14 protein-coding genes and 1 tRNA gene are annotated in these 11,776 nt (G+C 28.3%); 8 read left to right on the top strand and 7 right to left on the bottom strand.

Annotated elements, in window-relative coordinates:
- Positions 1 to 276: 276 nt before the first annotated feature.
- The 6 genes from MBORA_RS02060 to MBORA_RS02035 all read right to left on the bottom strand — a co-directional run bounded on the left by MBORA_RS02060 (position 277) and on the right by MBORA_RS02035 (position 5,330).
- A complete protein-coding gene (locus MBORA_RS02060) occupies positions 277 to 1,209 on the bottom strand; it encodes a DNA glycosylase (protein WP_063720164.1) in 933 nt (310 codons plus the stop codon).
- Entirely contained in the window at positions 1,206 to 2,030 is an 825-nt protein-coding gene (gene hisF / locus MBORA_RS02055) for an imidazole glycerol phosphate synthase subunit HisF (protein WP_042693700.1), read from the bottom strand. The genes MBORA_RS02060 and hisF overlap by 4 nt, the downstream gene beginning before the upstream one ends.
- 47 nt (positions 2,031 to 2,077) lie before the next feature.
- The gene (locus MBORA_RS02050) at positions 2,078 to 2,239 is read right to left on the bottom strand and encodes a preprotein translocase subunit Sec61beta (protein ID WP_042693702.1); all 162 of its coding nucleotides are present in this window, start codon (positions 2,237 to 2,239) and stop codon (positions 2,078 to 2,080) included.
- A 65-nt stretch (positions 2,240 to 2,304) separates the two neighbouring features.
- Positions 2,305 to 2,772: a cyclic pyranopterin monophosphate synthase MoaC gene (gene moaC / locus MBORA_RS02045; protein WP_063720163.1), complete on the bottom strand. Its 468-nt coding sequence runs from the start codon at positions 2,770 to 2,772 to the stop codon at positions 2,305 to 2,307.
- Between the two features lie 4 nt (positions 2,773 to 2,776).
- Entirely contained in the window at positions 2,777 to 3,985 is a 1,209-nt protein-coding gene (locus MBORA_RS02040; protein WP_042693704.1) for a tRNA pseudouridine(54/55) synthase Pus10, read from the bottom strand.
- A gap of 4 nt (positions 3,986 to 3,989) precedes the next feature.
- A complete protein-coding gene (locus MBORA_RS02035; protein WP_063720162.1) occupies positions 3,990 to 5,330 on the bottom strand; it encodes a signal recognition particle protein Srp54 in 1,341 nt (446 codons plus the stop codon).
- Between the two features lie 93 nt (positions 5,331 to 5,423).
- Between MBORA_RS02035 and hpt the strand changes: the two genes are divergently transcribed.
- The 8 genes from hpt (at position 5,424) to MBORA_RS01995 (ending at position 9,895) form a co-directional block, all read left to right on the top strand.
- Positions 5,424 to 5,993, top strand: a complete 570-nt coding sequence (gene hpt, locus MBORA_RS02030) for a hypoxanthine/guanine phosphoribosyltransferase (RefSeq protein ID WP_042693706.1) — start codon at positions 5,424 to 5,426, stop codon at positions 5,991 to 5,993.
- 1 nt (position 5,994) lies between these two features.
- Entirely contained in the window at positions 5,995 to 6,999 is a 1,005-nt protein-coding gene (gene dph2, locus MBORA_RS02025; protein ID WP_063720161.1) for a diphthamide biosynthesis enzyme Dph2, read from the top strand.
- Between the two features lie 60 nt (positions 7,000 to 7,059).
- Positions 7,060 to 7,632 (top strand): exosome complex RNA-binding protein Csl4, encoded by a 573-nt coding sequence (locus tag MBORA_RS02020; RefSeq protein WP_042693708.1) that lies wholly within the window; start codon positions 7,060 to 7,062, stop codon positions 7,630 to 7,632.
- 11 nt (positions 7,633 to 7,643) lie between these two features.
- Positions 7,644 to 7,922, top strand: a complete 279-nt coding sequence (locus MBORA_RS02015; RefSeq protein ID WP_042693709.1) for a DNA-directed RNA polymerase subunit L — start codon at positions 7,644 to 7,646, stop codon at positions 7,920 to 7,922.
- A 32-nt stretch (positions 7,923 to 7,954) separates the two neighbouring features.
- A complete protein-coding gene (locus MBORA_RS02010) occupies positions 7,955 to 8,377 on the top strand; it encodes an NUDIX domain-containing protein (RefSeq protein ID WP_042693710.1) in 423 nt (140 codons plus the stop codon).
- An 87-nt stretch (positions 8,378 to 8,464) separates the two neighbouring features.
- Positions 8,465 to 8,779, top strand: a complete 315-nt coding sequence (locus MBORA_RS02005) for a transcription factor S (RefSeq protein ID WP_042693712.1) — start codon at positions 8,465 to 8,467, stop codon at positions 8,777 to 8,779.
- Between the two features lie 12 nt (positions 8,780 to 8,791).
- Positions 8,792 to 9,802, top strand: coding sequence for an ABC transporter permease family protein (locus MBORA_RS10480; RefSeq protein WP_063720160.1), 1,011 nt, complete (start codon positions 8,792 to 8,794; stop codon positions 9,800 to 9,802).
- A gap of 19 nt (positions 9,803 to 9,821) precedes the next feature.
- Positions 9,822 to 9,895 (top strand) — tRNA-Arg (locus MBORA_RS01995).
- On the opposite strand, the gene MBORA_RS01990 is transcribed toward MBORA_RS01995, so the two are convergent.
- Positions 9,877 to 11,727 carry a helicase C-terminal domain-containing protein gene (locus tag MBORA_RS01990; protein WP_052331827.1) on the bottom strand — a complete coding sequence of 617 codons (1,851 nt, stop codon included), beginning with the start codon at positions 11,725 to 11,727 and terminating at the stop codon, positions 9,877 to 9,879. The two genes, MBORA_RS01995 and MBORA_RS01990, sit on opposite strands and share 19 nt — an antisense overlap.
- Between the last annotated feature and the right edge of the window lie 49 nt (positions 11,728 to 11,776).

Genomic DNA, 11,776 nt, shown 5'->3' with positions numbered 1-11,776 from the left:
TCTTTATATTCTTTCATAACCTCTTTAATTTCATCCAATTCAAGATGTCCTTCAATTTTTTTGCTATTTTTTACCATGAATATTAATTTGTAATTTATATGGTATAAACTTTTCGAGAAAAACTATAATTCCAGCAATATTATTCATTTAAACTCTGTTGCTAAATTTGAAGTAGCTATTATTAATAATGATGATAAAAATACTGTAAAAAATGAAGTTAATGTTGCAATAAATAATACAATATTTCTAATTTTAAATTCCTATTCTCCATGAAAATTATTTTTTAAGTTTATTCATTAAACCAGATTTACGAGCATAATGGAATAAATATAATTGTACATAACCTGCATAATCACCAAATTCATCCATTCCAAATTCTCGAACCTTTGAAACACTAATATCTTTTCCATCAAAATAAAGATAGGAAATAATGCGTTTAATCCAAACGTCAGCTGGAAAAGCATTTTTAAAGTTAAATCCATAAAGTAAAATACAATCAGCAACTTTGGGACCAACACCTGGAACTTTCAGTATTGTTTCAAAAGCTTCGTCGTAAGACATTTTTGAAATTTCCGAAAGGTTCATTTCAAGTGCAAACATCAAAGATGCACTTTTAATGTAAGGTGCTCTATAACCTACACCACAAGATTTTAGATTATTTTTACACTTGAAACTGTCCTCTTCAATACCCAAAAAATCCATTTCTCCTAAGTCATCTAAATAAACTTCACTTAAAATAGATGGTGTAGGGAAAGTATAAAAATTATTATTATGAAATGAGTGCTTCTTTCCCCATTTTATTTTAATATCTCTAATAGATTTTGTCCATCTAGCTATTGAATTATTAGCAGAACAAATTGAAGATATAATACATTCAAATTTATCTTTAGCTATGAATAATCTTAAATCTTTACAAAAATTAGTCACATTTTCAAGTTCTGAATAATTATTTAGATATTTATAAAATTTATCTAAATTAAAATCTAAATCGAAAATTTCTTTTGTTTTCAGTATAGCTTGTTTATTCGAAATATCTCCATTATATTCTAAGCTTAAATAATTATTAGACTGTGAAACACTAAAAAAAACAGGTTTATTATCGACTAAAGCAACATCATTATAAGAATCATTTAATTTCATCCATGGATCTTGAGAAGTTTGACCAGAACTTTGAGTTAGTTCTAAATCAATAGGAGACTTTATAATCATAAACGAACAGGCACATTATTTTCTTTTAAATAATTTTTAACTTCACCAATTGAATATTGGTTAAAATGGAATATACTAGCTGCAAGAGCTGCACTAACATCAGTTTTTTCAAATACCTCTAAAATATCTTTTGGTTCACCAACACCACCACTAGCTATTACAGGAATATCAACTGCATCATTAATAGCTTTATTTAAAGCTATATCATAACCTTCCTGAGTTCCATCCCCATCCATACTAGTTAAAAGAATTTCACCTGCCCCCAATTCTTGACATTTCAAAGCCCAATCTATTGCATCTATTCCTGTAAACTCACGTCCACCATAAATACTGCAATCAAACCAACAATATCCTTTATTAGTATAAATCACATTTTTATCAGGCTCTTCATCAGGATTATCAATATATCTTCTTTTAGCATCAATGCCTATTACAACTGCTTGTGATCCAACAACTTTAGAAGCTTCAGTTAAAAGTTGAGGATTTTTAATGGCTGCTGTATTTATAGAACACTTATCAGCTCCAGCTCTAAGCATTTTAATATAATCATCAACTTTTCTTATCCCACCACCTACACAAATAGGCATGAAAACATTTTCAGTTAATCTATCAATAACCTCGCTCATTGTTGCTCGCCTTTCATGAGACGCTGTAATATCCAAAACAACAATTTCATCAGCCCCTTCTTCATAATATCGTGTAGCTAAATCTACAGGATTCCCTGCATATTTAATTTCTTTAAATTCCACGCCTTTAACAACTCTACCTTCAGGAACCTGTAAATCACAATCTAGACAAGGAATAATTCTTTTAGTTAACATGATAATCTAAATAAAAAAAGTAAGTATTTTATTAATAGTTAATAAAATTAAATGGAATATCTTAAAACAAAACAAAATATAGCTAAAATAATTGTTAAAACTATAACATGTTCAGGGGAAAGTTTTGGACCTAAACTTTCTTCATCAAAATACCTAACTAAACCTGCACCAGTTTGAGGCATTGAAATTTTATTATCTTTTTTTGCCATAATATCTCCTTTTTAATTGATAAAAAATAATCATTTACATTTATTTTTTTTATATTATATAAAGTTTAGATTTTTTCCTTTTTTATTACTTTAATATCGCTAATTCTAGTGTCAGGATATTGACCAAATTCATCTTTTTCAACAGCTTTTACCATATCCCATATTGTAAGTAAAGCAACACTAACACCTGTAATAGCCTCCATTTCAATTCCAGTCTTCCCAAAAGTATTTACTGCACAAATAACTATTATTTCTCCATCTTTAACTTCAAAATCAACTTCAATTCCACTTAAAGCTAATGGGTGACATAAAGGAATAATAGATGAAGTGTTTTTAACAGCCTGGATCGCTGCAATTTGAGCAGTAGTTAGTACATTACCCTTCTTAATATCTTCATTTTCTATTAATTGAATAGTATTTTTATCCAAAAAAATTTTTCCGCTAGCTATTGCTCTTCTTTTTTGATCTGGTTTATCTCCAACTTCAACCATGTGTACTCCACTATCAGTTAAATGTGTAAATTCAAGTTCCATATTATCACTTTTCACTTACTTCAATTACATCTAATTTTTCGCATTTAGCTTTAATGCCTAATAAATCTGAAACACTAGGATTACTTCTACCTTCATCTCCAGATATTAATTCTTTAATATATAATCCACCTTCTGTTTTAATAGTCATTTTAAATTGTTTATTGTTAATTTCTTCAATTGAAACATCTAACACATGTTTAATACGATTTTTATCTGTTCGTCTATGCATTACTCTTATTGGAGTTTGTTGATGGATTTCATCTAAATCTTTTAAATTAATCAATTTATTTTTATCATATTTTTTTTCACATTTAACATATGCATTGTATATTTTATATGTATCTGGAGAGGAAACCTTAATCTCGGCTTTTCTATTTCTTTTGCAGAATTTTAGATTATGATAAGAAGTTTTACCCTCATTAATCTTATTAATTTTATTTTCTAATGAATTAAGGTCTATTTTTCTAATTTTAGGCTCTTTAATTTCAAGAACAAAAGGTCTACCTGAACCTAACATTAAAACATCAATATCTTCACGACCTGCACCATGAAATTTTGCACTATATCCATTTGTAGCTTCTAAAATATGCTTAGAAATTAACTCTTCTACTGATTCGGAGTATTGTTTTCCTGTAAAGTTACATGCTTCACAGCCTTTACCTTTACAAACTCCACAAGGCCATTTAGTTTGAGGAATATTTCTAACAAATTTATTATACTTTCCTTCAATGAATAATGGATTAATTTGAATCCTTACATTAAGATCTTTTCTTAAATCAACATTAATAACAATGTCTTGTTTTTCAAAATCAACATTTTTATCTGTGGAATTTTCAATTTCACGACCAATGATCCTATTTAATTCTTTTTTTATTGGTTCAACATCTAAGTTTAGTTTTTTAGATAATTCATCATCCTTCTTTTTAATTTCACTATCAATTCGAGACCCAACTAAAAAAGTATCAAATTCTAGGTTTAAATAGTCAATTTTATCATGAATTTTTCTAAATAAATTATCATCAATTTTATCAAATATATTACCACAAATAACGCATTCAGAGTTTTCTTGATTAATATTTAACTCTTTAGAAATTTTTAATGCTCTATCAACATTATCATTGCCATCAACGATTTTTGAAAGTTTACGACCAAGACAATGATTGCAGATTTTACCTTCACATTCATCTAAAATTTTTTTTGCAAATTCAATCATACTATCATTTCATAAATTGACCCATCATACGATTCATAGTTCCACCACTTAAACGACCACCACGTCTTCCAAGACCTTTCATTGTCTTTTTAGTATTGTTATAATATTTTAAAAGCTCTTTAACTTCGATTTCTTCAACACCAGCACCACGTGCAATTCTTTGAATACGTGACTGCTTAATGATTTTAGGATCCATCATTTCAGTTTCTGTCATTGAGGACATCATGACCTTATATTTTTCAATTTTATCCTCAGTCATTTTTGTAGCTTCTTTAGATATTTTATTACCCATTCCTGGAATCATGTTTAAAACTTGTTGCATTGGCCCCATTTTTTTCATCATGTCAAACTGATTTTTCATATCTAAAAGAGTAAATTTACCACTCATCATATTATTCATGGTTTTTTGAGCAATATCCTCATCAATGTTTTCTTCTGCCTTTTCAATAAGACTTTTAATATCTCCCATGCCAAGTAATCTTGAAATAAATCTTTCTGGATCGAATAATTCAAAATCATCTATTCGCTCACCAGTACCTATAAATTTAATAGAAGCACCAGTTTCTGCAACAGCAGACATTGCCCCACCACCTTTAGCAGACCCATCCAACTTTGTAATTATAATAGATCCAATATCAGTAGCTTGTGAAAATGCTTTAGCTTGTTCTCCAGCTTGTTGACCAATAGTTCCATCAATGACCAAGATAGCTTCATTTGGATTAATAATATCATTTAATTCATTCATTTCAGCTATTAAGTCTTTTTCTTCCTTATGCCTACCTGCAGTATCGAAAATAACAACTTTTCTATTTTTAAATTCCCGTAAACCTTTTCTAGCTAAATCAAGAGCATCTTTATTACTAGGATCTCCATAAACTGGAACATCCATATCTTCAATTAGTTGCTTTAATTGTTCATAAGCTGCTGGTCTCCAAGTATCTGTACAAACAACAGCAGGATTGAATCCTTTTTTTTGTAAAAACCTACATAATTTACCAATAGTTGTTGTTTTACCACTACCTTGTAAACCTAAGAATAAAATCTTATAAGGTCTTTCAGTAATATCTAAATTTGTTGCATCTTTTCCTAAAAGATTTACCATTTCCTCATAGATAATTGTAATAACATGTTCTCTTGGAGTGATTCCTTTTGGAGGTTTTTCTTCAAGAGCCCTACTTTCAATTTTCTTTGATAAATCTAAAACTAAAGCAATATTCACATCAGATTGAATTAAAGCACGTTGTATGTCTTTTACAACCTCTTTTATTGTTTTTTTATCAATAACTGTCATTCCCACTAATTTTTTCATAGTATTAGTAAGGTTTTCCCCTAAATTTCCAAGCATTTTATCACTTATAAATTAATTCATTAGAAAATATATATAATTATATAGACTATATTTATAGTTATTTAAGTTTTAAAATTTTTGTGTGAGATTATGTTAGATGAAGTAAGAAAATCATTAGAAACATCCCCTATTGTTAAAAAAGGAGAATATAATTATTTTATTAATCCAATAAGTGATGGAATACCATCCATGAAACCCTCAATGTTACGTGAACTAACTGATATTATAATAAAACATGTAAATTTAGATATTGATAAAATTGTGGCTATTGAAGCAATGGGAATCCATTTAGCAACTGCTTTGTCCCTTGCTACAGACATACCATTTGTAATAATACGTAAAAGACAATATGGGCTTGAAGATGAAATAGAAATACATCAAAAGACAGGATATGGTTCATCAAATCTCTACATTAATGATTTAAACGCTGGAGAAAAAATTTTACTTATTGATGACGTGGTAAGTACTGGTGGAACATTAATTTCAACATTAAATGCTCTAAAAGAATTAGATATAGATATTAAAGCTGCCGTAGTCGTGATTGAAAAAGGAGAGGGGAAAAAAATTGTTGAAAAAGAAACCAACATTCCCATATTTAGTGTTGTTAAACTAAATGTTGTTGATGGAAAAGTTGTTATTGAAAAAACAATCGAAGATTAAAATGACAATGTATAATATGGATTTAGATAAAGTAATCCATAAAATTAATTCTAAAGGAGCTATAAATGTAGGTCTTCAATTTCCAGAAGGACTCAAAATGCAAGCTGTTAATATAGCTAGAGAAATTGAAGCACAAACAGATGCTACTGTTATAATCTCTGGAGATCCCTGTTTTGGAGCTTGTGATGTATGTGATTATAAAATGAAAGGTTCTGTAGATTTAATTGTGCATTATGGACATACTCCCCTTCCTTTAAAATACGAAGTTCCAACATTATTTATAGAATCTTTTTCTGATATTGATGTTAAAAAAGACCTTAAAAAATCATTAGAACATTTAAAAGATTATTATAAAATTGGTTTAGTCACAACAACCCAACATTTACATATTTTAAACGAGATTAAAGACTACCTTGAAGATAATGGTAAAGAAGTAGTACTTGGATCTTCTAAATCTACAAGAAAAGGACAAGTATTAGGATGTAATTTCTCTTCAATAAAAGATTTAGATGTAGAAATCTTTTTATTTATAGGTAGTGGGAATTTTCATCCGTTAGGAATTCATTTATTCACAAAAACCCCTGTATTAGCACTTGATCCATATAACAATGAAATTAGAGAAATGGATGAATATGCTGATAGAGTCTTAAGAATACGTTTTGCTAGAATTGTTAAAGCATCCAAAGCTAAAAAGTGGGGTGTTATCGTATCTTCTAAAGAAGGCCAATATAGAATGAAATTAGCTAAAAAAATTAAAAAAACACTAGAAGATGAAGGAATGGAAGCATATATATTATTAATAGACAATATTAATCCTGATATACTGTTACCTTATTTAGAACTAGATGCCTTTGTTGTTAGTGCATGCCCAAGAATAGCTGTTGATGATGCACAAATGTATAATAAGCCATTAATAACCCCACAAGAATTAGAAATTGTATTGAATAAACGAAAATGGGAAAACTACCAATTAGACGAAATTTTATTCCATGAACGTTATAAATAGTTTTAAATATGAACATGCATATAATTATAATATTAAATAATTTTTTTTGGTGAATTTAATATGAGTATAAAAGAGGAAGAAATTGTGATGCCTGGAGAGAAATTAGGAATAATCGAACAATACCTCCCAGGATACGGTACTTATGATGACGATGGTGAAATTAAATCCTCAGTACTAGGTAGTGTTAAAATTGATCAGAAAAGAAAGGTTATTTCTGTTGAAGGAGATGCAAAGCCAGCTCTCTTAAAAAAAGGAGATGTCGTTTATGGCCAAATAAGTGATATCAAACCACAAAGAGCTAATGTTAATATTGAATGTATTAAAAATAATTCAAGGCCTTTAGCATTACCATATATTGGATCTATTCACATATCCCAAGCAAAAAAAGATTATTTAGACAAACTTTCTTATGCTTTTAAAATAGGAGACATTATAGAAGCTAAAGTCGTTAAAATAACTGGAGATAATGTTGATTTAAGTACTACTGATGATTACTGTGGAGTGCTAAAAGCAATGTGTACCCGTTGTAGAGATTACATGCACACTACCCAAAAAGATAGTGAACTTCAATGTAATACATGTAACAAAAAAGAGAAACGCAAAATTTCTAAAAATTATATTAATAATTATTAAAGGTTGATAACATGGATAATATTGAAATAATAGAAGATAAAACATTAGAACTTACTTTTATTGTTAAAGATGAAAGTCATGGTGTTTGTAATGCACTTAGACACATTCTAATGGAAAATCCTGATGTTGAATATGCTGTATATAATATTGACCACCCCCTTACAGGTAAACCTGAAATAACAATTAAAACCAAAAGAGGAAAAAGACCAAGAATAGTCTTAAAAGCAGCAGCCGAACAACTTAAAAATGAAAGTGATGAATTTAAAAAACTTATTGATGAAGAACTATAACTTCAACTATTTTTTTATTTTAAGTGAATTGCATGGGAAAGTATAAAATTCCTTCATTAACAACAGATATTTTTATTTTTGATAATAATTTTAATTTTATTTTAATAAAGAGAAAAAATGACCCATTTAAAAATTATTGGGCACTACCTGGTGGTTTTGTTGATTATGGAGAATGTGTAGAAGATGCAGCTATACGTGAAGCTAAAGAAGAAACAAGTATTGATGTAAAACTTGAAAATCTAATCAATATTTACTCTAAACCAGATAGGGATCCGCGAGGACACACAATATCCATAGTTTATAGTGCTAAAGGAAATTTGGAAGATAGAAAAGCTAATGATGATGCTTGTGATATTGGTATATTTAACAAAGATGAACTAAGCAAAGTCAATATTGCATTTGACCATGAAAAAATCATAAAAGATTGTTTAATTAATGTTAAAAATAAATTCTAAGCTATAATAAATAGTATATATTTAAATAATTTAAAATAAAAATTACTTTGTAATAAAAAAAATTGTGATAAAAAAGAGGGGATGAAAATGGAATTTTGCCCAAATTGTGGAGCTATGCTACTTCCAAAAGATAATAAGTTGGAATGTAGTTGTGGATATTCAAAAGATTTATCCGAAACTAACAGTGATCAATATGAAGTCGCTGCAAAAGTAAAAGAGAACGACAATGTTATTATGAAAGGAGAAGACATGAACCTTCTTCCAACAACAAAAGAAATTTGTCCAAAATGTGGTTACAATAAAGCAGCATACGAATTAAGGCAAACTAGAAGTGCAGATGAAGCTGAAACACGTTTTTTCCAATGTTTAAAATGTAAACATAAATGGAGAGAATACGATTAAAGAGGTCTTCATATGAAAGATTCTAAAGAAAAAGAGCATAGAATTTCAAATCTTAAAGATATGATAAATACAATGAAGGATGAAACTGAAGAATCTTCTAAAACAGAGGATAATATTGGGACTGGAATTGTTGAAGAAGATGAAGAATTAATAAAATTCCTTAATCATGAAGAAGAAAAAGATTTTGATGATTTAAAAATTGATGATGAATTTATCTATTATCCTAGTCAAGATGATGAATATGCTACTAATTTAGAAGAAGAAAATCCAATTGATGAAAAATATATCATTAAAACAAAAAATGTTGAAGAAGACACAAGTGAAGAACTAAATGAAAATTATGAAGAAATTGAAGACAAATTTAGTGATGAATTAAGCGAAAACCTCGATAACATATTAAATACTAAAATTGGTAAAACTCCAATATATGGTATTGTAAGTTTAATTTTAGGAATTATATTTCTTGTTGTATCAGTTATTGTATTTAATTCGGGTACAGAAAGAATTGTTGATAATGTTGTTTCAGGTGAAACTCATTTTATTACAGTTATAATTCTAACTATTGGTTTATTATTAATAATATTTGGAATATACAAAGTATTTAATTTTAAAAACCCAATTGATGGGCTGATGACTAATATTGAAAGCATTGATAAAAAACAAGATAAAGAAGACAATAATAAAACACCAAAACCTAAGGAAAAAACCATCCCAAAAAGCAAAATTCCTTTAGATAAAAATTCATATAAAGTCGGTGAATTCAATATGGATGAGCTAAAAAGCAAACTTAAAAAAAATACTCATTCTAAAAAAGAGCCCATCTCTGAAAATATCGATGAAATTCCTATTGCTAAAGAAAAACCTAAAAATAAAAAAGGTCTCACTAGTGACGAAATTGAAGAAGAACATCAAGAAAGTGTTCCTGAAAATGAATCTATTGATGATATTTTTGCAGGGGTTGAAGAAATAGACGATATTCCTATTATATCAATTGATTCTAAAGAAAAAAAATCTGATGAATAAAGATTTTTTTAATTTTTTTGGACCTGTAGTCTAGTCAGGAATGACACAGGACTTCGGATCCTGAGATCGAGGGTTCAAATCCCTCCAGGTCCGCTATTTTTTAACCTAACTACTGCCTCTTTGAAAAAATCAGGCATTAATGATCTATACATTGGACTCTTAAATAACATATTAATATCACTGTCTAAAATATAAGTATAACAAGAATCATCTTCAGCACGCATTCCACGACCATAAGCTTGCATTAAAGTCATGACTGTTTTATAAGCATACCATTTCTTGTCTCTTTTCATTCTCATATTAACTTGTTTATCTCCAAGATATGGGAATGGTATTTTATAAATTACTTGAAATCTACATTTATCATAAGGTAAATCAACCCCTTCACTCATAGAAGGTGAAACTAAAACTAATGGGTTTTCATCTTTTTCAAAATAATCTAATATTTGTTCTCTATTCCCTGCATTATGAGAAATTAAACGAGAATTAGCTAAATTTCTATTAATATATTGTTGACATTTATAACTATGGGTGTGAATTAAACCTTTATCATCCTTATGTTTTTCTAAAATTTCTTGTAGAATAGGGATTGTTTTGGGTGCAGAACCTTTGATTCGACTTTTAGACATCTTACCTACTAAATTAAGAATAATTGGTCTTTTTTCTTTTGAAAATGGACTATCAATTTTAATATGATAAACTTCATTAGGATTTAATCCTAACCATTTTGAAAACATTTTATGAGAAAGAATCGTTGCACTCATGAATATAACAACATCCCCATATTTTAAAAGATTATTTTTAGCGTATTGATGGACTTTTAATGGTTTAAAAGAAACACCATATTCATCTGAATCAATAACCCAATTTTTAGGTTCCTTTTCAAGATTATTATTAAGTGTTTTTAAACGAGCTATAGTAGATTTAATCCTATCTGCATTATTTTTAGTAATATTTGAAATATCAATATCTTCATATGCTTCTTTAATAGCTTCAACTTCCATTATCCAATCTTCAAGTTCACCATCTTTTAATGTTTCTTTAGAAATCTGCTTACTAATATCTCGCTCAAGAGTCCTATTATACAATGTAACTTCCATTGTATTCATTAACTTATTCTCAATATTATGAGCCTCATCTAAAATTAAAAGAGAACGAGTACCAAAATGTTTAACATAATTAAGCTCTAAAATTCCATAATCATAATTCATTAAAGTAATTGGAGAGTTAATTGCATTAGCTTTTTGATTCCAATAATGACAATGATTTGGGGATTGATAAAATACTGTTCCACCAAATGAATCTTCAAAAGCTAATTCAGAATCAAGTGATGGGTTTTTACCAATTCCATATTGGCAAAAAAAGTCACTTGAAGCAGGAGCAGTTTTACATTTTCCCATATCACAAGTAGAATCTAAATTATCGAGTAAACATGCGAAATTATTCCTACCTTTAACTAATGGAAACTCAAATTCATTAGCATATTGACTTTGAAGTTGTTTAGTCATTGTTAAAATATAAGCAGATTCATACATTTTAGCAAGAGTAGTTGCAATAGCTGATTTACCTGTTCCAGTACCTGCTTCAAGAATAATATATTTATAACCTTCTTTAATTGCATCATTAATATCCTGAATAATATCTAGTTGACCAAAACGAGGCTCCTCAAAGGGAAAATTTTCAACAATCTCTTCATCAATATTAGGATATAATTCTTTTAAATATGCTATTGTACCTTCATCAAGTTTATGCTCATCAACAGAGTATACATCTTGAATTTCATCGTCTAAAATTGAAGATGAAATAACTTTACTACTAAAACTAAATAAATCAGTTGATTTATTATTTTTATTTTCACTAGTTGAATTACATGTACAATTACTTTTAAGCATACCACATTTTGGACAAAAAATAGGATTTGACATTAAAATTATATTAGTTATTAAAACTATAAATAAATTATAGAAAGTGCAT

It is taken from the genome of Methanobrevibacter oralis, from assembly GCF_001639275.1.
Taxonomy (GTDB): Archaea; Methanobacteriota; Methanobacteria; order Methanobacteriales; family Methanobacteriaceae; genus Methanocatella; species Methanocatella oralis.
This window is presented reverse-complemented; position numbering and strand designations above follow the sequence as displayed.

What these genes read in the sequence shown, in the direction of transcription:
- dph2 (WP_063720161.1), top strand. Translation starts at nt 5,995, where the DNA reads ATGACAATGTATAATATGGATTTAGATAAAGTAATCCATAAAATTAAT.
- MBORA_RS10480 (WP_063720160.1), top strand. Translation starts at nt 8,792, where the DNA reads ATGAAAGATTCTAAAGAAAAAGAGCATAGAATTTCAAATCTTAAAGAT.
- MBORA_RS01990 (WP_052331827.1), bottom strand. Translation starts at nt 11,727, where the DNA reads ATGTCAAATCCTATTTTTTGTCCAAAATGTGGTATGCTTAAAAGTAAT.
- MBORA_RS02060 (WP_063720164.1), bottom strand. Translation starts at nt 1,209, where the DNA reads ATGATTATAAAGTCTCCTATTGATTTAGAACTAACTCAAAGTTCTGGT.
- MBORA_RS02020 (WP_042693708.1), top strand. Translation starts at nt 7,060, where the DNA reads ATGAGTATAAAAGAGGAAGAAATTGTGATGCCTGGAGAGAAATTAGGA.
- hpt (WP_042693706.1), top strand. Translation starts at nt 5,424, where the DNA reads ATGTTAGATGAAGTAAGAAAATCATTAGAAACATCCCCTATTGTTAAA.
- hisF (WP_042693700.1), bottom strand. Translation starts at nt 2,030, where the DNA reads ATGTTAACTAAAAGAATTATTCCTTGTCTAGATTGTGATTTACAGGTT.
- MBORA_RS02010 (WP_042693710.1), top strand. Translation starts at nt 7,955, where the DNA reads ATGGGAAAGTATAAAATTCCTTCATTAACAACAGATATTTTTATTTTT.
- MBORA_RS02050 (WP_042693702.1), bottom strand. Translation starts at nt 2,239, where the DNA reads ATGGCAAAAAAAGATAATAAAATTTCAATGCCTCAAACTGGTGCAGGT.
- MBORA_RS02005 (WP_042693712.1), top strand. Translation starts at nt 8,465, where the DNA reads ATGGAATTTTGCCCAAATTGTGGAGCTATGCTACTTCCAAAAGATAAT.
- moaC (WP_063720163.1), bottom strand. Translation starts at nt 2,772, where the DNA reads ATGGAACTTGAATTTACACATTTAACTGATAGTGGAGTACACATGGTT.
- MBORA_RS02035 (WP_063720162.1), bottom strand. Translation starts at nt 5,330, where the DNA reads ATGCTTGGAAATTTAGGGGAAAACCTTACTAATACTATGAAAAAATTA.
- MBORA_RS02040 (WP_042693704.1), bottom strand. Translation starts at nt 3,985, where the DNA reads ATGATTGAATTTGCAAAAAAAATTTTAGATGAATGTGAAGGTAAAATC.
- MBORA_RS02015 (WP_042693709.1), top strand. Translation starts at nt 7,644, where the DNA reads ATGGATAATATTGAAATAATAGAAGATAAAACATTAGAACTTACTTTT.